The following is a 24,848-nucleotide window of genomic DNA, read 5'->3' on the forward strand; positions in this document are numbered from 1 at the left end:
CCGTACTCCTTTATTATCTGCGGTGGGTCGCTTGGCCGGGTGATGGCCAGAGAGATCAGCCCTTGTTGACGGCCGACTCTACCTGCTGGCAGAAACTATCGTACCAGCTGTCGAAATTCTCGTCGGTGCAGAAGCTGTCGGCGGCCTGTTTTTGGCTCTGCCCGCCAGCCACCGCGGCCTGGACTTTTTTGAGGTCTTCATCGGCTTTTTGCTGCATGGATTTTTCGAGCACGTTGCGGGCGTCGTTGCCGTTTTCAAAGCCCTGGGTGGTGTAGAGGGTATAGTTTTGCACCATGCCAACTGCCACCGGCAGCGACAGCTGCAGGTTCTGGGTGACCGAGGAGTCGTCGCCGGCGGTAGACTGCAGCGCTTTGTCGACCGAGCTGACCTTGTTGGCGGCGGTCTTGACCGGCAGGTAGCCGGAGGAGACCGAGAACTCCAGATTGCGCTGGCTATCTGTAAACTATTTCAAAAACACGGTGCAGGCGTACTCGGTGGCCTCGTCGGATTTGGTGACCACCATGCCCGCCCCCTGCTGGACCGCGTATTTTTCACCGCCGGCAAACACCGGCGGCTCGAGGACCATAGCGTCGATGGGGTAGCTCTCGGTGTCGCTGGTGACCACCTGGCCGGGGAAGTAGGCGGCGCCGGAGGTGGAGCCCACCAGAGCGATGAGGTCGCCGGTCTTGGCGTCGTCGGAGCGAAAACGCCCCTTGGCGGCAAAATAACCGTGCACATAGGGGACATAGTAGCCGTCCCACAGCTTTTTGAGCACCTCTTTATCCAGGTCGAGCTTTACATTGCCGTTTTTGACCGAAAACAGCTCACAGCCCAGCTGTCTGGCGCCGATGAGCATGTAATTGGCCATTGCGTCGCGGCCAAAAAAGGCTTTGCCGCCGGAGTAGTCGTAGTACTTTTCGGCCACTTCGCACAGGCCCTCGACGGTGGAGAGCTGATCGACGGTGACCCCGGTGGCAGCCGAGAATTTGTCCCAATCGGTCTTGTTGAGCATCATCAGCTCGGTGGACTTGGCGGTGGGGAAGATCTTGAGCGGGTCGCCTTTGCCAAAGCGCCCCTCCTGGATGTAGGAGGCGACGTACTCATCGAGCTCGTCGCCGGTCAGGTACGGGTCGAGATCGGCCACCAGGCCCAGCTGGTCGATGGCGTAAGCGGTGTCGGTGTAGGCGGCGAAGATGTCGGGCACCTCGTCGGCGCCCACCTTTTTGTTGGCCGCATCGGTAACTTTTTGCATCAGGTCGTTGACGTTGCCCTGACTGACGGCATTGACGACGATGCCTTTCTCCTGGCCGACGGTCTCGTTGAATTCGGCCACCAGATCGTCGAAGGCGATTTTCTGCGGGCCGTTGTAGTAGTGCCAGATCTCGATCGAGACCGGCTTTTGCGGGTCGAGCAGTTTGTCGTACTTGCTGGAGGATTTGCCGTCTTTGCCGGTACAGCCGGTAAAGAGCATGACGCCGGCCAGAGCCAGAGCGGTCAACTTTTTCAGAGGTTTAAACATAAAAACCTCTCCTTTCGCAATAGACGACGGCCCACTGGCCGCCGCCAAAATATACCATGCGGTATCTATTAGACATTATGCCACAAAAATTTGCAAATTCCAAACAGAAAAATGCGAGAATCTGCTGACTTGTGACAGAGTTTTACAGGTAAAACTATTTGCTTTGCCAAGAGAGCGGTACTTTTCTACAAGTGGAGACGGCGCCGCAGCTCGGAGAGCATCTTCTCGCCCTCGAACACTGCCAGCGCAGTGAGGCTGAGCACGCTGCCGCCGGCGCACAGCAGGCTGGGCCAGCGCACACTGACCCAACCCAGAGCCAGGCTCAGGATGGGCAGGATGCCAAAGCCGCCGCAGACACACAGGTAGATGAGATAGTCGCTGATGGGCAGACGGATGACTTTGGCCACCACGGCCATGGCCGCCATAGCCAGCAGGCAGATAAAGGGGATAACGAAGGTAATGGACCAGGCCCGCCAGCCGGTACACAGATCCCACACCAGGGCCAGCAGCCCCAGCAGGATGACCTGATTGAGGATGCCCCGGGGCGGGTTGCGGCGGCGGTGCACCGCATCGGCCAAACTGATCCACAGACAGCCGGCGCCGCCGGCCACGAAGAACGACCACAGGCCGCTTTGGGGCAACAGGTAGTTGATGCCAAAGCACACCACCACCGCCGCCACGGTACAAAACACCAGCAGCCTGTAAAACAGATTGTACTTTTTATAGACCATGGGTACCGCCGGAAAGGCGCTGCGGTGTGCCGGTGCGCCCGGTTGCGGCGCGGTAGATACCGGGCCCTGACACAGCGGGCAGTGGGCGGCGTCGTCGGGCAGGTGGACCTTGCAGGCCTGACAGTAGCGCATCACGGGACCTCCTTTTCAGGGCCGGTGGGGGATGGGGGCAGCAGCCAGCTTTCGGGGGTGGAGCAGTCGAGCTGCACGGCGGCCCCCATGCCGGTGAGGATGCGGAAAAAATTTTTCTCGATCTCGGTGCTGGCAAAAGGGGAGGTAAAGCTGGCGGTGAGCGCGTCGCCGCAGGAGCACAGGCACACCTGTACCTTTTCGGTGCTGACGAACACCGAGAACAGGCGCACATAGGGCTGCAGCGCCGGCGGCAGCTTGACTTTGCCCACGTTGGAGATAGCCACCGTGTTTTTTTGACCGCTGGCCCAGCCGGCCAGGTGCAGGACCGGGTCTTTGAGCGAGAGCGGCACCAGCTTGATAAAGGGGTTGCGCTCCAGCGCGCCAAAGCTGTCCATGCGCTGTTCCAGCTTTTCACGGGTGAGCTCGCGGGCAAAGTCGGCCTTCAGGCTGGCGATGATGGCCGCGAGCTGGTCGCTGCCGTGCAGAAAGTCGTACCCCACGTTGATGACCCCGAAAAAGTTGCGGGCCGACTGGCTGTGGAAATACTGGCGCAGGTTGACCGGAACGCTGGCCACCACCGGCTTTTTGAGCGCCTTTTGCGGGATCTCCCAGCTGGTGGCCTGCAAAAATACGGCGGTGAGAAAGATGGTGAGCGTGCAGTCGTACTGGTGGGCGAGATCGAGCAGCTGCCGCACCGAGAGTACGCCTTCGGTGACCCGTATGCGGTTCTCGGCCAGGCGGGAACCGGATATCTGGCAGGCGTTGGGCTCTTTTTGGCGGGGGTGACGCCGGCCGCTGTAGTACTTGTAAAAGCTGTCGTCCATGCGCTGGGCCATCGAGGCGTCGTAGGGGATGGCTGCCCGCCCGTGGGGAAAGTCTTCCGGGTGGCGCAGGGCCAGATAGTGGCTGACCAGCAGCTGCAGCATGTTCATGGCACCGGTGCCGTCGGTCAGAGCGTGGTAGATCTCGAGATTGATGCGGCAGCGGTAGTAGGTCACCGCAAAGAGCAGATTTTTTTGCCCCTTGATATAGAGCGGCTGGCAGGGGGCGGCCAGCTCGGGCTGGACGGTGGCGGGCAGATCGCTCTGTTCGAAATAGTACCAGAAGAGCCCCCGTTTGAGCACCGCCCGGTACAGGGGAAAGCTCTCGAGCGTCGCCTCCAGCGCCGGCTGCAGGAGCACCGGGTCGACCGGTTCGGTGAGCTCGCAGCAGAAGCGAAACACCTTGGTATCGCGCTTGGTGCTGTTGGAGGGAAAGATCTTGGCGGCGTTATCCAGACGCTGCCAGCCGTTATTTTTTTTTAAAGACAAGTGCAGTTCACCTCGCAGAGATAGAGATGCGGTGTTACAGCGCCCCGGTATCGGAGAGGAACTCGCCGATGATGCGGTAGCAGTCTTTGACCATGGCAAAGCCCAACGGGAGCGAGAAAAAGCCGTGCAGTGCATCGGGGATGCGCTCGGTGCGCACCCGGGCGCCGAACTGGCTGAGCTTTTGCCCGTAGGCCTCCCCCTCATCGCGCAGAGGGTCGTATTCGGCGGTGATGATGAGCGTGTCGGGCTGGCGGCTCAGATCGCCGCACAAAAGCGGGGCAAAATAGGGGTTTTGAAAGTCGCCTGGCCGCCCGGCGTACAGCTGCAGGTAGTCGTCGACCCGCTTGGAGGTGAGCAGGTAGTCCTGCCCGTTTTCGCGGGTGGAGGCAAACGGAGAGCCCGCCCCGTGGGTGGGGTAGGTGGCCGGGTAGATGAGGATCTGCCGGCGGGGCAAAAACTCGCGCCGGTCGCGGGCCAGCAAGCTGACCGCCGCCGCCAGATTGCCGCCGGCGCTGTCGCCCACCAGCACGATCTCGTCGGGGCTGGTATCGAACAGGCTGTCGTCTAAAAAGATCTCGCGGGTGACCTGATAGCAGTCTTCCAGCCCGGCGGGGAAGGGGTACTCCGGCGCCAGGCGGTAGTCTACCGACACCACGATACAGTTGGTGAGCTGACACATGTCGCGGCAGACCCGGTCGTAACTGTCGATGTTGCCGGTGACCCAGCCGCCGCCGTGGAAAAACACCAGCACCCGGTGGCGGCCCACGGTGCGGGGGGTGAAGATGCGCACCGGTACCTGGTGGTCGCCGGCAAAGACCTGGTGGTCCCAGCTGGTGTAATAGGGGCTGGGCACCTTGAGCTTGGGCAGGCTCTTGAGCTGCCGCTCGATCTTATAGCTCTTTTTGATGTCGATATCGGGGTAAGACAGCGCCTTGAGCGCCGCCATCAGCACTTTGTTGATCGCCACGTGTTCTCCCTATACATACGTTATATATACGTCGTTTGGGTGCGCCGAGCTCTGTTCATGTCTCGGCGTACAGTGTATCGAGCCCGACCGGCGCGTGGTAGAGCGCCTGGATGCGGGCGGGGTCGCAGGTCTGCCCCAGTATCCACATCAGCTTGGTCACGGTGGCCTCCAGCGTCATGTCGTAGGATTCGAGCAGACCCAGCTGCCGCTTGGCCAGATGCCCCACCTGGTACACGGCCATATCGCTGCCCTCATAGGGGACCTGGGTGGTCATCACCACCGTTTTGCCCCGGCCGGTGAGCTGGGTGAGCGCAGCGGTGAAGTCGCAGCTGGGGTCGGCCGGCAGACCGCCGACGCCAAAGCTCTCGATGATGATGGCGTCGCAGCTGTCGGCCATGGCCAAAAGCAGCTGTGGGCCCATGCCGGGGATGAGTTTAAATAGGCCCACCCGGCAGCTGAGCTGGTTATAGAACACCGGCCCGCCATCGGGCACCGGCACGGTGAAAAAGCGGGTGATGCGGCCGTCTTGGATGGTGGCCAGGTAGGGGTAATTGATGCTGGAAAAGGCATTATAGCTCTTGGTGCGCTCTTTGCGGGCGCGGGTGCCCAGGATCACCTTGCCGTCGAAGACGATGACCACCCCGTGGGAGCGGCTGCTGCTGGCATAGCGCAGGCTGTCGAGCAGGTTGGTGCGGGCGTCGGTCACGTCGAGATCGATGGGCTTTTGGGCGCCGGTGACCACGATGGGTTTGGGGCTTTTTTGGATGAGATAGCTCAGTGCGGCGGCGGTATAGGCCATCGTGTCGGTGCCGTGGCAGACGACGAAGCCGTCGTAGCGCTGGTAGTGCTCGCGGATGGCGCCCACGATCTGCAGCCAGTGGTGCGGCTGCATGTTGGTGCTGTCGAGGTTTAATAGCGGCAGCGTGTCTACCCGGCAAAATTCGCGGTGGGCAGGGACGTAGCCCAGCAGGTCATCTGGCCCTATCTGCGGGGCCAGCCCCTGACTGGTCTTGACCGAGGCGATGGTGCCGCCGGTGGAGATGAGCAGGATGTTGCGCAAGATACCCCTCTTTTCTGTATACATACTGTGCCCATTGTAACACATTTGTCGGCGGCTGCAAACGGCGAAAAAGGTCAGCAAAAAGGCGGGGGCGGCCGTGACCGTCCCCGCCCGGTAGAGCGGGGGGCGCCCGAGGGGAGAAAAAGGGCACCGAAAAAGGGGCTTGAGCTGAGCGGCAAACGCCGGGAAACTAGTGTTTTTGGTACACCCACCGGCCCTCTTTGCAGGTGGCCAGCACCTGCAGGCGGCGCAGTTCATCGCCGGGCAGCTGCAGCGGGTCTTGGCTGAGGATGACCATATCGGCCAGTTTGCCCGGGGCCAGCGTGCCTTTTTGGCGCTCCTCAAAATACTGGTAGGCGGCGTTTTTGGTGATGCCCTCCAGCGCCTGGTAGGTGCTGAGCTTTTGGTCGGGGCCCAGCACGACGCCGGCACGGGTGGTGCGGTTGACCGCGCACCACAGGGTGTCTATCATGTCCGGCGGCAGCACCGGGGTATCCTGGTGAAAGGTGTAGACGACCCCGTTTTCGATGGCCGAGACGGCGGGGCTGATATGCCCGGCGCGGGCGGGCCCCAGGTTTTTCAGGTGCACGTCGCCCCAGTAATAGGTGTGGGCGGTGAAAAACGAGGCGATCATGCCCAGCGGGGCCATTTGGGCCAGCTGGTCGTCGCGCACCGTCTGGGCGTGGATCATCACCGGGCGGGTGGGGCAGGACTTTTGCCCCAGCACGGCCTGGAAGGCCTCGATATACTGCTGGGAGGCGGCGTCGCCGTTGCAGTGGCACAGCAGCTGACGGCCGTCGTCGAGACTTTTTTGCACCAGCCGGCGCACCTGCTCGTCGGTGTGGATGGGGTAGCCGCAGTAGTGCCCGTCCCCGCCCAGATAAGGGGCCGACAGCCAGGCGGTGCGGCCCTGGGGAGAGCCGTCTAAAAAGATCTTGTACCCGCCCAGGCGCAGGTGGTGGCGGTAGCCGCCGCTATAGGTGGGGGTCTGGGCCAATAAGTCGGGGAAATTTGCCAGGTCTACATAGCCCACCACGTCCAGTTTGAGCTGCTGCCTTTCGGCCAGCAGGCGCAGCAGCGCCAGTTCTTTTTGGCCGGTCATGCCGTCCTGGGCGGTGGTGATGCCGTTTTGCAGGTAGATCTCCTGCCCGCGCAGCAGGCTGCCCACCAGCAGGTCTGCCGCGGGCGGGGGGACGGCGGCGCCGGCGGCGGTAAAGGCGCGCTCCTCCATATAGCCGCTGAGCTGGCCGTCGGCGGTGCGCCCGTAGAGACCGCCTTCGGGGTCGGGTGTGGCGGCGGTGAGACCCATGGCGGCCAGCGCGGCGGAGTTGGCGGCCCCCATATGCCCGGAGGCGTGGGAGATGAGGACGGGCACTGTGTACGAGACCTGATCGAGCAGCTGACGGGTGGGGTGGGCCGCGCCCGGCAGCAGATTGTTGTCGTAGCCGAAGCCCACCACCCAGCCGCCGTCGGCCGGCGGGTGCTGCTGCAGAAAACGGCGCAGCCGATCGACGATCTCGCCGGGGCTGGTGCTGCCGGTCAGGTCGCAGGAGGTGAGGGCTGTGCCCAGCGTGGTGAAGTGGCTGTGGGGGTCGATAAAGCCGGGCAGCAGGCAGTGGCCCTGCAGGTCGATCTGCCGACAGTCGCCGGCGAGGACCGTGAGCTCCTCCAGACTGCCGACGGCCAATATCTTGCCGCCCTGCTCCAGCAGCGCCTGGCGGGGGACCGGGTCTTCCATCGTGAGGATCGGCCCGCCGAAATACAGTGTTTTTGTCGTGTTCTCTCTCAATCTGCTCACCTTTTTCTCGTCTTGGCAGGGGCAGCTCTGCGCCGCCTGTCGCCTGTTGCCTGTTGCATTTGTGAACTGGCCGGGGAGGCGCACCTTGCCCCCGGCGGTAGGGGATAACGGTCTACTGGCAGTTTCGCCGCTGAAAAAAGAGCGTATGCAACTGCCCGATAAATATAGTATACTATAATCATGCCGCCAAAAAAGCGGCGAAATGTGAACAGTGAACAGTGGACAAAACACCGGCGGGGGCAAACGCCGCCGGCGGAGCATAAAAGGAGCGACCCCATGATGAAGACCCGCGACCTGCCCGGCGTGCAGCTGAGCAAAAAAGGCACCCAGTGGGTGCAAAACGGTCACCCCTGGGTGTACGAGACCGAGGTGACCGCCACCACCGGCAGCTGTGTGGACGGTGAGCTGGCCGATGTATTCTCGGCCAAAGGCAGCTATTTGGGCACCGGATTTTATAACAGCCACTCGAAGATCAGGGTGCGCATCGTCTCGCGCAACCGCAACGACACCTTTGACGACGCCTTTTGGGCCCGGCGGCTGCGCTACTGCTGGGAGTACCGAAAGACGGTGATGGGGCACCAGGCGAGCTGCTGCCGGCTGATTTTTGGGGAGGCCGACCAGTTCCCCGGACTGACGATAGACCGCTTTGGCGACGTGCTGGTGTGTCAGGTGCTGAGTTTGGGTATCGAGCGCATCAAGCACCGGCTGCTGCCGCTGCTGGTGGAGGTGCTGCGCCAGGATGGACAGGTCATCCACGCGGTGTACGAGCGGGACGACGTGGCCATTCGCCAGTTGGAGGGGATGGAGCAAAAGACCGGCTACTTTCCCATCGACGGGGAGGTGCGGCCGCCGGATGACCGGGTGCAGATCGTGGAGAATGGGCTGCACTACACGGTGGATATTGCCGGCGGACAAAAGACCGGCTTTTTTTTAGACCAGAAGTTTAACCGCCAGGCGGTGGCCCGCTACGCAGCCGGCAAGCGGGTGCTGGACTGCTTTACCCACACCGGCTCGTTTGGCATGAACGCGGCCATGGGCGGGGCCTGCCACGTGACCTCGGTGGATATATCGCAGCAGGCAGTGGAGATGGCCAGAGAGAACGTGCATCAAAACGGGCTGGATGAGCGGGTGGACCTGGTGTGCGCCAACGTGTTTGACCTGCTCACCGAGCTGAGCGCCGTCAAGTGCCGCGACTACGATTTTGTGATCCTCGACCCGCCGGCGTTTACCAAGTCGCGCGCCACGGTAAAGCAGGCCTACCGGGGGTATAAGGATATCAACCTGCGGGCCATGAAGCTGCTGCCCCGGGGCGGATACCTGGCCACCTGCTCCTGTTCGCATTTTATGGGGGAGGGGCTGTTTCGCAAGATGCTCACCGAGGCTGCCCGCGACGCCGGGGTGAGCCTGCGACAGATCGAGTGCCGCCAGCAGTCGCCCGACCACCCCATCCTCTACGGGGTGCCGGAGACCGATTACCTGAAGTTCTTTATTTTCCAGGTGGTGTGAGCAGTGGGCGCGCCCCGAAGTGCCGGCCGGCCCAGCTGTTGTGACGGGGGTCGACCGGCGCTTGCTTTTTGAGCATATACTACAAAAAAATGCGGTGCAGCAGGGGGAAAATGCCGGTATTGCGCGCGGTATCTTTTCGGCGACCGGGGTGCAGTGGTATAGTAGAGATATGATAGGCATTTAAACTGCTAAACCAAAAAGAGGAGACTGTACATATGGACAAGATCGAACAAAAGATCATCGAGACCATCGAGCAGAACCGCGAGAAGATCGTGGAGTTCGGGCGGGACATCTGGCACCACGCCGAGCTGGGCTACCGCGAGTTCCGCACGGCAGAGAAATTTAACGCCCTGCTCAAAGAGCTGGGGATGCAGGTGGACGAGGAGCTGGCCATCACCGGCGCCAAGGGCTACTTAAAACCCAAGGGAAGCGAGGGCCCCACCGTGGCGGTCATCGGCGAGCTGGACGCGCTGCCCATCGCCAATCACAAGGACACCAACCCCGAGACCGGCGCCGCCCACTGCTGCGGCCACCACGCCCAGCTGACGGCCACCATCGGCGCGGCGCTGGCGCTGAGCGTGCCGGAGGTAAAAGAGGCGCTGGGGGGCAATGTGGTGTTCATGTCGGCCCCGTCGGAGGAGTTTGTGGACATCGACTACAAAAACGGCCTGCGCAAAGAGGGAAAAGCCCGCTACGGCGGCGGCAAATGCGAGCTCATCCGCATTGGCGCCTTTGAGGATATCGACGTGGCGCTGGGCCACCACAGCGATACCGACAATTCGAATGATGCCATCATCATGAACTGCTCGTCGAACGTGTTCGTCAACAAGACGGTGAAATTTAAGGGCAGAAAGGCCCATGCCGCCGGTTTCCCCCACAAAGGCGTAGACGCGCTCAACGCCGCCGAGCTGGCGCTGCACGGTATCGCCCTGCAGCGGGAGAGCTTCCGCGACGCCGACACGGTGCGCTGCCACGGCTATTACCTGAAAGGCGGCGACGCGGTGAACATCATCGCCGACGACGTGGTGCTGGAGTACTGCGTGCGCGCCAAGACCATGGAGGCAGTTATCGACGCCAACGCCAAGGTGGACCGCTGCTTTAAGGCCGGGGCCATCGCCACCGGCTGCGGGGTGGAGATCGAGACGCTGCCGGGCTACTTCTCGACCCAGCCCTGCCCGGACGTGTCGGCGCTGGAGGCGGCGCTGGCTGCTGCCGGCGAGAAAAAACCGCTGCGGGTAAAAGAGGTGCCGGCCAGCGCACATATCACCGGCTCCACCGATTTTGGCGATGTATCGGCCATCATGCCGCTGATCCAGTTTTACACCACCGGCCTGACCGGTGAGCTGCACAACAACAATGTGGAAGTGGTGGATGAGGATATCGCCTACATTTTGCCGGCCAAGCTGTTTGCCCTGACTGCCTACCACCTGCTCAAAGACGGCGCTGCCGGCGCCAAGCACCTGGTGGACATCTATGAGCCCAAGCTGACCCGCGAGACCTATGTGGATTACATGGAGAAGATGCTGGGCACCACCACCGTGGAGATGGACCCGCTGCCGATCTTAGAGGATTAGTTTTTACATCTGCAAGACACATAGAAGATAAATAGAGCGCCCCGACCAGCTGCTGGTCGGGGCGCTTTTATCGTGGGCAAAATATGTGGTGGGCAGCGGCATTTGTTGCCAGGGGCGCGGTCTTAGCGCGGGGGACCGCCGATCTCGCCCAGCAGGGCGGCGCTGCCCCAGCGGTAGAGGCGGCACTTATCGCCGATGGGAGAACCGGCGGGCAGCTGGTGGGGCGGCAGCTCTCGCGAGAGGTAGCGCTGGGTACAGCCGATGAGATCGTCCAGCACGCCGGCCGAGACGGGACAGCTGCCGTGGGCGGGGAGGACGGTATCGAAGCTGCCGGCCAGGTGATACAGCCGCTGCAGGCTGGACAGGTAGCGCCCCGGCTCGCGCCCGGGGCCGAAGAGATAGACCGGCTCGGTCTGCAGGGTGTCGCCGCTGATGAGAAAGCGCTTCTGGCGCTCGAGCAGAGCGATGCTGCCGGGTGTGTGTCCGGGCAGGTGGAGGACTTGAAAGCGATATTTACCGGCGGTGAGCGTATCCCCGTCTGACAGGAACGTCACGGTGAGCGACCGGGTAGACACACGGCTCTGAAAGCGGGGCAGGTCGCCGCGGTGTAAGAGGACCCGCTGGAAAGCGGCTGTGCCGCCGATATGATCGGGGTCGGCGTGGGTATGCACCACGGTGACCGGCAGCGGGGTGACCGCGCGCACCGCGGCGGCAATATCACCGCGGCCAAAACCGGTGTCGATGAGCAGTGCCCGCCGGGTATCGATGAGCAAAAAGCAGCGCACCCCCGGCTCTTGCAGCACAAAAAAGTCGTCGTACAGTTGGGTGATGGCAAAGCCGCCAACAGTCACCGAGAACACCTCCCAGTAAAGACAGTGACCGGCCGATGTCCGCCGGCCCGACGGGGGCAGACATCGGCGTCGCAAACAGCCGTTTATACAGTTTTATTATAGGCGCTTGGGGGCGTGGGCACAAGCGTTGGCGACTATATAGGGAGCGGCCGCCCGGCAAAAAAGACATAAAAAGAGCCGCCCCGTATGGCGGGGGCGGCCCGAAAGCGTTTTTTTGACAGGCAGGTGCTGCTACAGCACCCCGGGATGGAGCAGTTTGCCAAAAAAGTTGGCGATATGTACCAGCAGGCCGTAGGTGCCCAGCGTGGTGAACAGCCCGGACAGGATGACCCCGCCAAACAGTGCCCACAGGCTCTGCCGCCGGTCGAGCCCGGCCAGGTTGGCGATGAGACAGCCGGCCCAGATGCCGATGCCGGTAAAGGGCAGGGAGGTGATGAGCAGCAGTGCCAGCCAGCCGTGCTTGGCGAAAAATTGTTGATGGCTGTCTAAAAACTGGTCGATCTTGCGCATGGGACCGCTAAAAAAGCGGGAGTTGTGGGCCCAGACGCGTATTTTTTCGCCGCTGCCCAGCAAGAACGGCACCGGCAGGATGGCGCTGGCGCTGCTGGTAAAAAACGACAGATACCACTTTAGGTTCATCGTGGCGCCCAGCATGATAGAGCCCTTGTTCTCGCAAAACGGCGTCAGCGACACCAGAAATACAAACAGGTTGCGCCCCAGCGTACCCAGGCCCGAGACCAGCGATTCCACCATTGCACACACGCCTCCATCTACATCCGCGACCGCAGGTTGCTGCCGACTGGACAGGCTGCTGATCGTCGATGCATCATTATAGCACTTGTGCCGATATTTGTAAAGAAAAACTGTACAGGCCTCACAGTTTGTGACCAGCCTACAGACCAGCCTATAGACCGGCCTGCAGACTGGCCAGCTCGTCGGCCATCTGCTGCAAAAGGCGGGTGTGCGCCTCGGCCCCGTCTTCGGGCGGCCGAGTGTTTAAGAGAGTCTCGGCCCGGGCCAGGGGCTCGGCCCAGCTCTCGGGCTGGGGAGAGACGGCTCGCAGCGCCTTATAGCGCTCCTGCAGGGCAAAGTAGGCGTTCATCAGCTGGTGCTCGCGGCCGATCTCGCCGGCCAGGCGGCAGAGCGGCCAGCGCTGGTTTTGGGGCGTGACCACCGCCTTGAGGTCGACTTGCAGGTCGTGCTCGCGCATGGCCTGCAGCAGTTTGTCCATCCGCGGGCGCTCGAGCCCCTGCATCAGCATGAGCGGGGCGGCAGGCGGCACGGCGTCGTCGCCGGTGACTGCCACGCCGGGGGCGCCGGTGAACACCTGGGCCACTGTGCGGCCGAAATCATCGGCAGTGAGCTGCCGGCAGCTGATGCGCAGGCTCTGCAGCAGGCGGGGCAGTGGAGCGCCGGCAAAATCGTCGGCGCCGGTGTCGGGCAGATATAAAAGTACCAGTTCTCGCTGTGTTCTCGCACGCATAGGGTATCCCTCCACTTATCGATCTCTGCCTATCAGTATGCACCAAAAAAACCGGCGGTACAAGCCCGGGCGCCCAAAGCAGCACACTTTTTTTGACCGGGCGGCAGTTCTCGCGCCGGGGGAGATCACTGCCTGCCGCCCGCACGGGCGATACCGGCTTTTGGTGAGCCGGGGCGCGGCGGAGAGATATGCCCGACGGCACGAAAAAAGCGCAGCAATCGCTGCGCCGGAAGGTATGGGGAGCAGTGGGCCGGTGCTAATCGGCAAAGTCGTCGCCGGTGAGCAAAAACAGATTATACTGATACAGCCGCTGGGGATCCTGCAAAAAATTGTCGCGGATGCGCTGGGCCTGGGCCTTGGTGGGGGCAAAGATGGAGACGGCGAATAAATCGGTGCCGATATCCAGCACGCTGCAGCGCACCACATACCCGTCGGACACCTTGAGGATGCGCACATCGGTCTCGCTCTGGCGGCGCAAGAGCTCCATCTGCCGGCCCAGCAGCTCCTCGGCCTTTTCGCGCACCGAGAGCGGCACCTGGGCGGCCAGGAGCTCGGCCGAGTCGCGGGCGCCTTGGCCGAGCAGCAGCAGATCGCCCTGGACGCGCAGCTGCCCGCCATCGATGAGCGCACCGATGGCCGAGGTGAGCTCGAAGTAGTTGGCGATCCCCTCGACGGTGAGACTGTCGACCAGCAGCTTTTGCGGCACGCCGGTGGGGTGCTGGCCGCACAGGTGGCACAAGAGCACCTTGATCTCGGTGGTGGTGGTGAGTCCGCCGGGTTCGGTCCCGTGGATAAATGCACTGTTTTCCATGAAAGCATGGCTCCTTTGCTACGATAGTGCGGTGGGGGCGCTGGCGGTCACACCACCGAGCCCCGGCGCTTTTTCATCAGCCGCGCCAGCAAGAGCAGGCAGATGATGGCCAAAAAGCCGATAGAGAGCAGGATCTTGTAGCCCCAGTCCATGCCCAGGGCGGTGTTTACTTTGCCCATGCCCAGCTGCAAGAGACTGCTGACCATGGGGCAAATGGCCAGGATGGCCCCCGAGGCCACCCCCGAGTCGTCGCCGAACACCCGCAGTGCAGCGGCGATGAGGGTGGGCCAGAGCAGCGCCAGCGGCAGCCCCGAGATGGGGATGAGCCACACCCCGCTGCCGCCGATGATGAATGCGGCGGCGTGGATGAGCAGCGCGGCCACCACACAGCAGACCAGCGTGCGGATGTAGCCGACCTTTTCGATAAGGGAGCCCAGCAGCAGTCGTGAGGCTGAAAACAGCAAAAAGAACAGAGACAGGAAGGTGGCGCCGGTGGTGGTGGGATCGAACCCGTGCACATCTTGCAGGTAGAAGATGCCCCAGGAGGAGGGGGCCATCTCGATCATGGAGATAAAGCCCAGCGACAGCCCGAACAGCCAGACCATCGGCTCGCGCAGGGCCCCTTTGAGGGTCATGGCCGCTTTGGGCGGCGGCGCATCTTCACTGTTGACCGGCGGCGGTGGGGCGGCGGGCATTTTTAAAAAAAGCAGTGCGGCAAAGCTACCGAGCATCAGGGCCAGGATCACTAAAAACACCTGCCGCCAGCCCATACCCAGCGTCTGCATACAGAGCCTGGAAAACATGGGGCCAATGGTGGAGCCCAGCCCGTAAAAGCCGTGGAAGAGATTCATCATCACCGCCAGCTTGCCGGCGAAAATGACCGCCGACATAGCGTTGGAGCCCACGTTGTAAAAGCTGTAGCCCACCCGGTAGATCATAAACGACAGCGTGACGAACAGGAAACTGGGCGAAAAAAAGACCGAGACCATACAGGCGGCCATGAGCAGAAAGCTGGCGAGCACAGTGGCTTTGGGCCCGCGGCGGCCGACGAACATGCTGCCGCAAAAAGCCGCCCCCACCGAAGTGAGCGAGGTGAAGAACATGAACATGCCCTGCGCGCTGTAGTCGGTGCCGAACTCGGCTTTCATTAGGGGCATGGTGACGCTGCGCACGCTGTCTACCATGCCTAAAAAGCCCATCGAGATAAAGAGCAGGGCGACGAGCCCTACCCGATGCCACTTGCTTTTTGCCATATGTGATCCTCTCTCAAAAGCGGGCGGCCGCCCCGATCGCCGCAGGGGGCAGGCGCCCGGACCGACCCGCTCGCGCCGCGCGAAAGGGGTAAAAAACAGTCGAACGAACTATTTTCTATAGTACGATAGAAAACAGCAAAAGTAAAGATGGCAAATGCGTACAAAAAGCGGCAGACCTATCGGTGAGAATGCACGTGTCGGAAAAGGGACGGCGGCGGGCCCGGCAGCGCGGGAGAAAACCGCTTTTGGGGGACAGCGCCGACTGACCGATATACCATAAATTGGAAGTGCTTTGTGCGCAGAAGCAGCCGGATGAAGGAGGGGTCGGCTGGTTGACTGCTGCGGGGCGGCCCGGGCACGACACGGCAAGAGATGAGCAGATGGCTCAGGCGAGCCGGGGGTGCTATGTGTGCCAGGTGGGTCGGGTAGGTCGAGTGGGCGGGCGATCATCTAGAAAGACGGGTACAGCAGTTTGGCGGGGGAGAGAAAGCCCCGTTAAATAAAGACGGCCGAAAGCGACTGTGCGGCCTACGGAGAGCCGGACGGGGGAATACTGAATACCGGCGGACTGGTGGGACCGGGTCGCGCAGATCGGTGCTGGGCGGGGGCAGACGGTATGTATGCCAATAGCTGAGGATGGCAGAGCGAACAGCGAGCAGAGACGAAAAAGGAGGGAGCTTGTACCTTTTTGGCGGGTATAAAAAGGGCAGAACGGCGGACCTGCTGCCCATTTTTATAAAAGAGAAAAAGAACGGTCAAAACTGGGTGTGTACCTGCTTGAGACAGCCGGCGGGGGAGTAGCAGAACTGATCCATGTGGCTGCCGGTAAAATAGTAGCGCAATTTTTCCCGCGGGGCGGGTGCGGGGGAGAGCGTATCGATGATGATGAGTTTGATCTTCATCTTCTCGGGGATGATGCTCTTGATGTATACCGATACCCGGTCGCCCACCTGCACGTCGTCTTTGAGCTCGGCCAGACCGGCCAGATTGGGCCGCAGCTCGACGAATACGCCGTAGTTCTCGATCGAGCGCACCGTGCCGAATACCGTGTCGCCGGCGGAAAAATCGGCGGCGTTTTGCTCCCAGCTGCCCAGGAGCTCTTTGTGGGAGAGCGTGATGCGGCCCAGCTGGTCGCGGCCGGTGACCACCACCCGGATGTGCTGGCCGGGGTAAAAGCGATCTTTGGGGTGGGAGATGCGCGAGACCGAGATGCAGTCGATGGGCAGCAGCGAGACGATGCCGCAGCCGATATCGACGAACACGCCGAACGGCTCGAAGTGGGTGATGACGGCGTCGATGACGTCGCCGGGGACCAGCGCATCTAAAAACTCCTGCTGACAGCGCAGCTGTACCTGCCGCCGCGAGAGCAGCGCCCGGTACTGGCCGCCGGTAGTTTTTTGCAGCTCGGTGACGGCAAAGCAGACGCTGCGCCCCACCCGGGTGATGACCGATATCTCCCGCACGCGGCCGCAGTCGGCGCCGATGGCGCTCTCGGCGAAGGGCAGCACCCCCTGCGCGGCCCCCAGATCTAAAAGCAGGTTGTAGGCGCTGTCGCATTTGAGCACCGGGCCCTCGAAGATGGCGCCGGTATCGATGGCGTCGGTGATTTGGGAGAGGGAGGAAAAGGTGCCGACCTCGCGGGCGCCGGGCGTTCCCTCCGGTGAAAATCTATCCAATTTTTTCCCTCCTTGTAATTTTACTCTGACGTTGATGGCTCAAAAAAGGCGCCCACAGCGCCCGCCACGCGTTTAATCTATCTGTATGTGGGCGGCGGCTGCATTATGCGGCGCGGCGCCGGCGCCAGCGGCGGCAAAAGCGGGGCCCTGCCGGTTGCGCTGCGGCCAAAAAGCGGGTATAATATACCAGTTAGGCGGCCTGTTTTTGGCAGGTGCCGCCCAAGAGAGCATTGCCTTTGGGCAGAAAGGGGCAGTATAGGCGTGGACGTACAAGTGGGCGACAAGCTCATCATGAAAAAAAACCACCCCTGTGGCTGTAACGAGTTTTGGGTCCGCCGGGTGGGCATGGATTTTAAGATCGAGTGTGCCGGCTGCGGCCATCTGGTGATGGTACCCCGGGCCAAGGTTGAAAAGAACATCAAAAAGATCCTGCGGGAAGAGAGCCAGGACCACGAGTACTAGCTGCCGGCAACAGGTGGTGGCCCCACCTGTTGCCGCCCGCGAGAAGAGGGCCGGGCAGAGACTATGAGCCCCCGCCCGGCCGCGATATACGAGATGATCTTTACTGTGAGGAGACCCGGATGTTTGATAAATTAGAGGCCGCCCAGGAGCGGTATGAACAGATAAACGAGATGCTGATGGACCCGGCGGTCATCGGCGACCAGGACCGCTACCGCGACCTGATGAAAGAGTACAAAAACCTGACCCCAATCGTGGAGAAGTTCAAGGAGTACACCGCCGCCAAAAACGACCAGGAAGAGGCGCGGACCATGCTGGACGAGGGGGGGCTGGACGCCGACTTTAAAGAGATGGTGCAGGAGCAGCTGGAGGACGCCAAGGCGCGGCTGGCGGTGCTGTCGGAAGAGCTGCGGGTGCTGCTTTTACCCCGCGACCCCAACGACGACAAAAACGTCATCATCGAGATACGGGGCGGCGCCGGCGGCGACGAGGCGGCGCTGTTTGCCGGCAGCCTGTACCGCATGTATACCATGTACGCCGAGAGCCGCGGCTGGAAGACCGAGATCTTGTCGCAGAGCGAGACCGAGCTGGGCGGTTTTAAAGAGGTGAGCTTTCTCATCACCGGTGATGGGGCGTTTTCGCGCTTTAAATACGAGAGCGGCGTGCACCGGGTGCAGCGGGTGCCGGAGACCGAGACCCAGGGCCGCATCCACACCTCGACGGTGACGGTGGCGGTGCTGCCCGAGGCCGAGGAGGTGGACATCGATATAAACCCCACCGACCTGCAGATCGACACCTACCGCGCCAGCGGCGCCGGCGGCCAGCACGTAAACAAGACCGAGTCGGCCATCCGCATCACCCACCTGCCCACCGGGCTGGTGGTGGAGTGTCAGGACGAGCGCAGCCAGTTTAAAAATAAGGATAAGGCTATGAAGGTGCTGCGCTCGCGGCTGCTGGAGCAAAAGCAGCGCGCCCAGGAGGACGAGATCGCCGCCGAGCGCCGCAGCCAGGTGGGCACCGGCGACCGCTCGGAGCGCATCCGCACCTACAACTTCCCCCAGGGGCGGGTGACCGATCACCGCATCGGCCTGACGCTGTACAAGTTAGACAGCATTTTAAACGGTTCGCTGGATGAGCTGACCGACGCCCTGATCACCTACGACCAGGCCGAGAAGCTGAAATCTGCCGGTTGAGCGTGCAGACAGCGTGCATATAATAAAGAAGGCAGAGAGCTATGCAGCAAAAACACACGGTACATTTTACCGTAAACGACATAAGTACCGACCGGGCCGATCTCGAGGCTGCCGCTGACCTGCTGGCCGCCGGAGGGCTGGTGGCCATCCCCACCGAGACGGTGTACGGGCTGGGGGCCAGCATCTATTTTGACGATGCGGTGCGGGGCATTTTTGCCGCCAAGGGCCGTCCCCAGGACAACCCGCTCATCGTCCATGTGGACACGGTGGAGATGGCCAAAACGCTGTATGATGGCTGGCCGGCAGCGGCCCAGAAACTGGCCGACGCCTTTTGGCCCGGCCCGCTGACCATCATCTACAAAAAGAGCGATAGAGTCTCGTCCATCGTGAGCGGGGGGCTTTCCACGGTGGCGGTGCGCATGCCGGTGCACCCGGTGGCCCACGCGCTCATCAGCCTGTCGGGCCAACCCATCGCCGCGCCTTCGGCCAACCTGTCGGGTTCGCCCAGCCCCACCACCGCCCGCCACGTAGTGGTCGATTTAGAGGGCCGGGTGGACGGGATCGTCTTGTCGGGCGACTGCCAGGTGGGGGTGGAGTCGACGGTGGTATCCATCGATGGGCCGCGGCCCTGCCTGCTGCGGCCCGGCGCGGTGACCCCCCAGCAGCTGCGGCAGGTGCTGGGGGAGATCGATATCTCGCCGGCGGTGCTGTCGGCCCTAAAAGAGGGGCAGACGGCCCAGTCGCCGGGCATGAAGTATAAGCACTACGCCCCCAAGGCGCAGGTGTACATTTTAGCGGGCGGCTTTGACAGCTACTGCGACTTTGTGGCCGCCCACGCCGGTCCCGGCGTGTTTGCGCTGTGTTTTTCCGGCGAGGAGCAGCGGCTGCCGGTCCCCTGTGTGACCTATGGCGCGCAGGACGACCCCGACAGCCAGGCGGCGCGGCTGTTTACCGCCCTGCGGGAGCTGGACGAGCGCGGCGCTAAAACGGTATACGCCCGCGCCCCGCAAAAGGACGGCGTGTCGCTGGCGGTGTATAACCGGCTGCTGCGGGCGGCGGCTTTTCGGGTGCAGCAGCTTGGCTAGCGCCGGGCGGGCGGTCATCGGCCTGACCGGGCCCACCGGGGCGGGCAAGTCTACCTTGGCGGCGCATCTGCGGTCGGTCGGCTGCGCGGTGATCGACTGCGACCGCTTTGCCAGGCAGGTGATGGACGGCGACCCGGACTGCGTAGCGGCTATAGACGCTGCTTTTCCCGGCTGCGTGCAGGGGGGCGCCATTGACCGGCGGGCGCTGGGGGCCAAGGTGTTTGCCGACCCGGCGGCGCTGGCGGTGCTGGACAGCATCGTCAACCCGCGCATCGTGGCAGCGCTGCGGGCCGAGGTGGAGCGCGCCGATAAAGCGCTGTTTTTAGACGGCGCGACGCTGATCCAGAGCGGGGCAGTGGACCTGTGCGACCGGCTGCTGGTGCTGCTGGCGCCGGCTGGGACCCGCACCGGGCGCATTGCCGGGCGCGACGGGCTCACCGATACGGCGGCCGGCCAGCGAGTGGCCAGCCAGCCGGATGATCTCTACTACCTGCGCGCGGCCGACTTTGCCCTGTATAACGGCGGGACTCCGCGGCAGCTCTGTGCCGCCGCCGACGCGCTGCTGGCAGAGATACTGCCCGGCGGGTGCCGGTAAAAGACCTGCTTTTGTGCCGCACGGGCGGCTTTACACTGATTATAAATCGAGAGAACGCCCCATCATCTATGACAGAGGAGGTACCAGACATGAACGAGATGACAAATGGCCAGCTGTTGGCCAAAGAACTGCTGATACAGGAGAAAAATTGCGGTGAGGTGCTCAGCCAGGAAGAGCTGTACCAGGCCGACTTGTTCTGCGAGAGGTACAAAGACTTTTTGGATGTGGCCAAGACCGAGCGGGAGGCGGCCACCGCCGCGGTGGCGCTGCTGGCGGAAAACGGCTACCAGTCGTTCGTGCGGGGCGGCAGCTACGCCCCCGGCGACAAGGTGTATTTGTGCAACCGGGGCAAGGCGGTCATTGCGGCCACCATCGGCCGCCAGCCCCTGAACATGGGGGTACACATCGCCGCGGCGCACATCGACTCGCCCCGGCTGGACTTAAAGCCCCGGCCGCTCTATGAGTCGAGTGAGCTGGCGCTGTTCAAGACCCACTACTACGGCGGCATTAAAAAGTACCAGTGGACCGCTATCCCGCTGGCATTGCACGGCGTGATCGTGAAGGCCGGCGGCGAGGTGGTGCGGGTGAATATCGGCGAGCAGGAGGGGGACCCCATCTTCTGCGTCACCGACCTGCTGCCCCACCTGGCCGGCGAGCAACTCAAGCGCAACCTCAACGAGGGGATCAAGGGCGAGGAGCTCAATATCCTCATCGGCAGCCGCCCCTTTAAAGACGACAAGGCAGCGGAGAAGGTGAAGCTCAACATCATGCAGCTGCTGGCCCAGAAATACGGCGTAAAAGAGGCGGATTTTCTCTCGGCCGAGCTGGAGATGGTGCCGGCCTGGAAAGCCCGCGATGTGGGTTTTGACCGCAGCATGATCGGCGCTTACGGCCACGATGACCGGGTGTGCGCCTACACCGCTCTGCGGGCCGAGATAGACGCCAAAGACCCCACGTATACCACGGTGACCATTTTGGCCGACAAGGAAGAGGTGGGCAGCGACGGCAACACCGGCCTAAACTCCTCCTACCTGCGCTACTTTATTCAGGACCTGGCCGCCTGCTTTGGCCTGACCGGCCGCGAGGTGCTCTCGGCCTCTAAGTGCCTGTCGGCCGACGTGAACGCCGCCTTTGACCCCACCTTCCCCGACGTCAACGAGCCGCTGAACACCGCCTATATCGGCCGCGGGGTGGTGGTGACCAAGTACACCGGCGCCCGCGGTAAGGGGGGCACCTCCGACGCCTCGGCCGAATTTGTGGCCACTGTGCGGGATATGCTGGATAAAGACGAAGTGGTGTGGCAGATGGGCGAATTGGGCAAGGTGGACGCCGGCGGCGGCGGAACGGTGGCCATGTATATCGCCAACCTCAATGTGGACGTGGTAGATGTTGGGGTGCCGGTGCTGTCGATGCACGCGCCGCTGGAAGTGGTCGCTAAGACCGACGTGTATATGGCCTACCGGGCGTTTGAGTCGTTCTTTAAATAGAGGATAAGCGTACGCAGTCTGCCGCTGACCGGCCCGGTGTGTGTGACCGAGCGGGGCGAGGCGGGACCGCGACAAGAGAATAGAAGCAAAAAATGCGCTGTACACTGTACTGGATACTGGGTATTGGGCGCATTTTTTGTGGCGTGGCCGCCGACAGGATCTGACAGAGTCCGGCGGCGATAAGAGGAGGAGACCTTTTGAAGAAAAAAGCGAGTATCCCGCTGTTTTTGGCGCTGTTTAGCATATTGACCGCCTGTTCTAACTTTATCCATCCGGTGACTCCGGCTATGTTCCAGAGTTTGGGATATCCCGACTACATGTTCGGGGTGGCGTTTGCCGCCATGAGCTTTTCAAACTTTCTATTCTGCCCGGTATGGGGCGCCTTGGGTGACCGTATCGGCCATCTGAAGGTATTTGCCATCACCGGGGTGGGATATGCGCTGGCCCAGCTGCTGTTTGGCGTTGCCGATACGATACCGTTCACCATCGCCGCCCGGGTGATCGCCGGCGTGTTTGGCGGCGGCTGGCTGGTGGCGGCTATGGCCTACATCGTCAACAACAGCCCGGCGCACAAGCTGGCGTCGTACATGTCGGTATTTGCGGCGGTGAGCTCGGTGTCGATCGCCATCGGCTACCTGCTGGGCGGGGTCATCGGCCAGGCGTCGCTGTTTTGGGATTTTGCCTCGCAGGTCATCGGCATTATCGTCATCGCCCTGATCACGCTGCTGGTGGTGGGCGAAAAGCTGCCCGCGCCCGACCCGCAAAAGCCGCAGCAGAGCTTTAACCCCTTTAAGGCGTTTGGCTCGATGGCGGTGGGCATGACCAAACCGTTGGGCGTGTTTTTGCTGGCGGTGTTTTTTGCCAACTTTGCCACCTTCAATTACGATAACTCCTTTAACTACTACATCAAGGCAGAGCTGGGCTTTCCCCCGTCGTATAACGGCATCATCAAGGCGGTCATCGGCATTATCGGCCTGCTCATCAACCTGACGGTGAACGTGTGGCTGGCCAAAAAGACCGATATGCGCCGCAGTATCATCCCGGTATTTGGGCTGTGTACCGCCACGCTGATCGCGGTGTGCCTGGTCAGTGGCGACGCGGTGTTCATCGCCGCCAACGTGGTGTTTTACCTGTTCAACGTGATGTACATACCTATGCAGCAGACGCTGGTGACCAGCGACACCACCGCCGGCAAGACCAGCGGCGAGCTGTCGGGCATCTTCAACGCCGTCAAAGCGGTGGGCATGATCGGCGGATCGCTGTTTGCCGGGTTCATCTACACGGTGGACAGCAAGCTGCCGTTTTGGTTTGCGGCGCTTTCGTTTGGGCTGGCGGCGCTGGTGAGCGCAGTGAGCTACCGGGCGTATCGAGCTGTAGAGGGCGAGAAGGCCGAGCAACCGGTGCGGTGAGCCGTCTGTACCCATAGCACCGTAATACAGCCGAGCAGCTGGTGCACCGATAAAATGCGGGCATATAGATAGATGGTGTAGTGCCGCCCAGCCGGATGCCGGTAGTGGTGTGGACAGCCGACTGGACGCGGCGTGCCGATTGGCTTGTAAAGATCTGGAGCGGCACCGGAAGAAACTAAAAAATACGGCGAGATATTGCCTTTAAAGGGGCGGTCTGCGGTGGCGGACCGCTCTTTTTTATGGAAAAAACGGCATAGATAAGCGGTTTGCGGGCAGGCTAGTGAGGGGAGAGACAGACCGGGAAAATATTTGTAAAAAAGTGTTGACAACCTCTATACCGTTTGCTATAATAACATTCGTCGGGTGAGACCGGCGGACAAAACACGGGGCGTTAGCGCAGCTGGAAGCGCACCACACTGGCAGTGTGGGGGTCAGGGGTTCAAATCCCCTACGCTCCACCATAAAGAGACCGCATGAACATTGTGTTTATGTGGTTTTTATTTTTGCTTTGAACACACTTTTTAGCATACCTTTGGAATGAAAAGAGCGGCCCACTGTATTTGCGGGTCGCTCTTTTTTATTTTAGAATATCCTGAAAGACGATATCGAGATGACCCGCCGCCTTTTGCAGTTCGCCGTCGATCTGATGGCCATGTACTCCACAGGTATCCATGCTCTCACTGTGCACTATAGCCGATTTGAGCAACTTCTCCGGCACCTTGCTTTGGGTGTATGAGACGAAGCACATGCCGTAACGCGTACAGACCGCATGTAGGCCTGTGTTGCCTGTAATCGGTCTGCCATGTACGGTACATGCTCTTTTCGCCGCCCAGAGCCGCTGTTGGGGGAGGAGAATACTCATTTTGTGACGATGCTTAAAGACTTTATCAAGGCGGCTTGATCATCTCCTATACCTGGCGGTTTTTTGTCGCCAGATAAAAGGATCTATCCGCATTTGTGTTTAAACCACTGTGATCTCACCGCCCGCATTGATCGACCGGCTGATTTTCATGATAGCACCTTTTCTGTCTCGCTTATCCAACCCGTACATTTCACCCGCACCCGTCACCCGGGCGCATACCGGTCAACACTTGGAAGCGCCATGCATGGGGATATAGCGGCATTTATTTGGTCGCCCATACCCCCCGATACGGTCTTCTGTATACAAGATTTCAAGGCATTTGGCGGCAAGATCTTGCGGGTGCCAACAGGGGCGCCATCAGGGCTTTCTATTTTTGGATGTCCCACACGGTATCCGTTATGCCCGGCGCATTTGCAGAAAGCCGTTATGGACCTCGTATATTGGCTAAAGTTTTTTTAGATAGCCCCGCCTATATTGTGCGTCTACACATTGCGGCCATAATCTGTCTGTAACGGACAAAACCTCTTTATGGTGTCCCTAACACGGGGGGCAGGTAACAGCGCCCCACCTGCTCGTTTTTTTGGAGTTGGCAGTTTACTTCTGGCGGGTGTCGCCTTTCGATCTTTGCGGGGTATTAGGTGCAGATTTGCTCTACCGGCAGGCCTATCGTTTCGACGTGCCCGCTTCTTTACTTAGTTTGAGGGGCGGGGGTTATTTTGCGCGATCTGTATCTTTACCCCAAATATAGGAGTATAGTAGACTTGTGGGTAGTTAACGCTACTTACATCTCCTCGGGCCAGTCATCGGATGCAGCTGTTGGCTGACCTTTTTTCCATCAAATTTAGCGGGTGATCATGGCTGGTGGCTTTTTTAATAAATGGCTGCGTGACGTTGAATAGCTCGGTGAGCCCCCACGGTGCTACGACACCGGACCGAATAGCGATATCGAAATTCTCTTTGGCACCAGTTGGGCACTAGATGGGCTCTGGGCATTTGATAGCCCACCGATCTGCTTACACCTCGTGCCTTTCGATCGGGTCAAAAAAATTCCCATTTGCTTTTTATCAACAAAGACGCCGTCTTGTCA

The 24,848-nt window shown here is 61.2% G+C and carries 21 protein-coding genes and 1 tRNA gene; 9 read left to right on the plus strand and 13 right to left on the minus strand.

Annotated elements, in window-relative coordinates:
* Positions 1 to 55: 55 nt before the first annotated feature.
* The 7 genes from C6Y32_RS15805 to C6Y32_RS05280 form a co-directional block, all read right to left on the minus strand.
* Entirely contained in the window at positions 56 to 295 is a 240-nt protein-coding gene (locus C6Y32_RS15805) for a hypothetical protein (protein ID WP_306418966.1), read from the minus strand.
* Between the two features lie 168 nt (positions 296 to 463).
* Entirely contained in the window at positions 464 to 1,519 is a 1,056-nt protein-coding gene (locus tag C6Y32_RS05255; protein ID WP_306418967.1) for an ABC transporter substrate-binding protein, read from the minus strand.
* A 185-nt stretch (positions 1,520 to 1,704) separates the two neighbouring features.
* Positions 1,705 to 2,382 carry a DUF6320 domain-containing protein gene (locus C6Y32_RS05260; protein ID WP_105204298.1) on the minus strand — a complete coding sequence of 226 codons (678 nt, stop codon included), beginning with the start codon at positions 2,380 to 2,382 and terminating at the stop codon, positions 1,705 to 1,707.
* Entirely contained in the window at positions 2,382 to 3,692 is a 1,311-nt protein-coding gene (locus tag C6Y32_RS05265; protein ID WP_207204809.1) for a hypothetical protein, read from the minus strand. Before C6Y32_RS05265 ends, C6Y32_RS05260 begins: the two co-directional genes overlap by 1 nt.
* A 34-nt stretch (positions 3,693 to 3,726) precedes the next feature.
* Positions 3,727 to 4,659, minus strand: coding sequence for an alpha/beta hydrolase (locus C6Y32_RS05270; protein ID WP_243562550.1), 933 nt, complete (start codon positions 4,657 to 4,659; stop codon positions 3,727 to 3,729).
* Positions 4,660 to 4,714: 55 nt separating this feature from the next.
* Positions 4,715 to 5,719, minus strand: coding sequence for an asparaginase (locus tag C6Y32_RS05275; protein WP_105204299.1), 1,005 nt, complete (start codon positions 5,717 to 5,719; stop codon positions 4,715 to 4,717).
* A gap of 190 nt (positions 5,720 to 5,909) precedes the next feature.
* Complete coding sequence (locus tag C6Y32_RS05280) at positions 5,910 to 7,517, minus strand: amidohydrolase (protein ID WP_243562553.1); 1,608 nt, start codon at positions 7,515 to 7,517, stop codon at positions 5,910 to 5,912.
* Between the two features lie 276 nt (positions 7,518 to 7,793).
* On the opposite strand from C6Y32_RS05280, the gene C6Y32_RS05285 reads away from it, so the two are divergent.
* Positions 7,794 to 9,023, plus strand: coding sequence for a class I SAM-dependent rRNA methyltransferase (locus tag C6Y32_RS05285; RefSeq protein WP_105204300.1), 1,230 nt, complete (start codon positions 7,794 to 7,796; stop codon positions 9,021 to 9,023).
* Between the two features lie 215 nt (positions 9,024 to 9,238).
* On the plus strand, positions 9,239 to 10,597 hold the full coding sequence (locus tag C6Y32_RS05290; protein WP_105204301.1) for an amidohydrolase: 1,359 nt from the start codon (positions 9,239 to 9,241) through the stop codon (positions 10,595 to 10,597).
* 122 nt (positions 10,598 to 10,719) lie between these two features.
* Here the strand turns inward: C6Y32_RS05290 and C6Y32_RS05295 are convergent, their stop codons facing one another.
* From C6Y32_RS05295 to C6Y32_RS05320, 6 genes are all read right to left on the minus strand, one after another.
* Positions 10,720 to 11,448 (minus strand): MBL fold metallo-hydrolase, encoded by a 729-nt coding sequence (locus C6Y32_RS05295; RefSeq protein WP_164998141.1) that lies wholly within the window; start codon positions 11,446 to 11,448, stop codon positions 10,720 to 10,722.
* A 231-nt stretch (positions 11,449 to 11,679) separates the two neighbouring features.
* The gene (locus tag C6Y32_RS05300; protein WP_105204303.1) at positions 11,680 to 12,201 is read right to left on the minus strand and encodes a COG2426 family protein; all 522 of its coding nucleotides are present in this window, start codon (positions 12,199 to 12,201) and stop codon (positions 11,680 to 11,682) included.
* A 151-nt stretch (positions 12,202 to 12,352) separates the two neighbouring features.
* Positions 12,353 to 12,931, minus strand: a complete 579-nt coding sequence (locus C6Y32_RS05305; RefSeq protein ID WP_105204304.1) for a DUF3783 domain-containing protein — start codon at positions 12,929 to 12,931, stop codon at positions 12,353 to 12,355.
* Positions 12,932 to 13,187: 256 nt separating this feature from the next.
* Positions 13,188 to 13,742, minus strand: a complete 555-nt coding sequence (locus C6Y32_RS05310) for a DUF4364 family protein (RefSeq protein WP_105204305.1) — start codon at positions 13,740 to 13,742, stop codon at positions 13,188 to 13,190.
* 47 nt (positions 13,743 to 13,789) lie between these two features.
* The gene (locus C6Y32_RS05315) at positions 13,790 to 14,995 is read right to left on the minus strand and encodes an MFS transporter (RefSeq protein WP_105204306.1); all 1,206 of its coding nucleotides are present in this window, start codon (positions 14,993 to 14,995) and stop codon (positions 13,790 to 13,792) included.
* A 755-nt stretch (positions 14,996 to 15,750) separates the two neighbouring features.
* Positions 15,751 to 16,671 (minus strand): S1 RNA-binding domain-containing protein, encoded by a 921-nt coding sequence (locus C6Y32_RS05320; RefSeq protein ID WP_105204307.1) that lies wholly within the window; start codon positions 16,669 to 16,671, stop codon positions 15,751 to 15,753.
* Between the two features lie 261 nt (positions 16,672 to 16,932).
* Here C6Y32_RS05320 and C6Y32_RS05325 point away from each other — a divergent pair, with 261 nt between their 5' ends.
* The 7 genes from C6Y32_RS05325 to C6Y32_RS05355 all read left to right on the plus strand — a co-directional run bounded on the left by C6Y32_RS05325 (position 16,933) and on the right by C6Y32_RS05355 (position 23,360).
* Positions 16,933 to 17,133, plus strand: coding sequence for a DUF951 domain-containing protein (locus tag C6Y32_RS05325; RefSeq protein ID WP_105204308.1), 201 nt, complete (start codon positions 16,933 to 16,935; stop codon positions 17,131 to 17,133).
* 119 nt (positions 17,134 to 17,252) lie between these two features.
* Positions 17,253 to 18,323, plus strand: a complete 1,071-nt coding sequence (gene prfA / locus C6Y32_RS05330) for a peptide chain release factor 1 (protein WP_105204309.1) — start codon at positions 17,253 to 17,255, stop codon at positions 18,321 to 18,323.
* 41 nt (positions 18,324 to 18,364) lie between these two features.
* Positions 18,365 to 19,408, plus strand: coding sequence for an L-threonylcarbamoyladenylate synthase (locus C6Y32_RS05335; protein ID WP_105204310.1), 1,044 nt, complete (start codon positions 18,365 to 18,367; stop codon positions 19,406 to 19,408).
* Entirely contained in the window at positions 19,401 to 20,003 is a 603-nt protein-coding gene (gene coaE, locus C6Y32_RS05340; RefSeq protein ID WP_105204311.1) for a dephospho-CoA kinase, read from the plus strand. The genes C6Y32_RS05335 and coaE overlap by 8 nt, the downstream gene beginning before the upstream one ends.
* Positions 20,004 to 20,092: 89 nt before the next feature.
* Positions 20,093 to 21,490, plus strand: a complete 1,398-nt coding sequence (locus C6Y32_RS05345) for an aminopeptidase (protein ID WP_105204312.1) — start codon at positions 20,093 to 20,095, stop codon at positions 21,488 to 21,490.
* Between the two features lie 197 nt (positions 21,491 to 21,687).
* The gene (locus C6Y32_RS05350; RefSeq protein WP_164998142.1) at positions 21,688 to 22,899 is read left to right on the plus strand and encodes an MFS transporter; all 1,212 of its coding nucleotides are present in this window, start codon (positions 21,688 to 21,690) and stop codon (positions 22,897 to 22,899) included.
* Between the two features lie 385 nt (positions 22,900 to 23,284).
* Positions 23,285 to 23,360: transfer RNA gene (locus tag C6Y32_RS05355), tRNA-Ala, on the plus strand.
* The last annotated feature ends 1,488 nt before the right edge of the window (positions 23,361 to 24,848 follow it).

The sequence above is a fragment of the Neobittarella massiliensis (ex Bilen et al. 2018) genome (assembly GCF_900289145.1).
GTDB lineage: Bacteria > Bacillota > Clostridia > Oscillospirales > Ruminococcaceae > Neobittarella > Neobittarella massiliensis.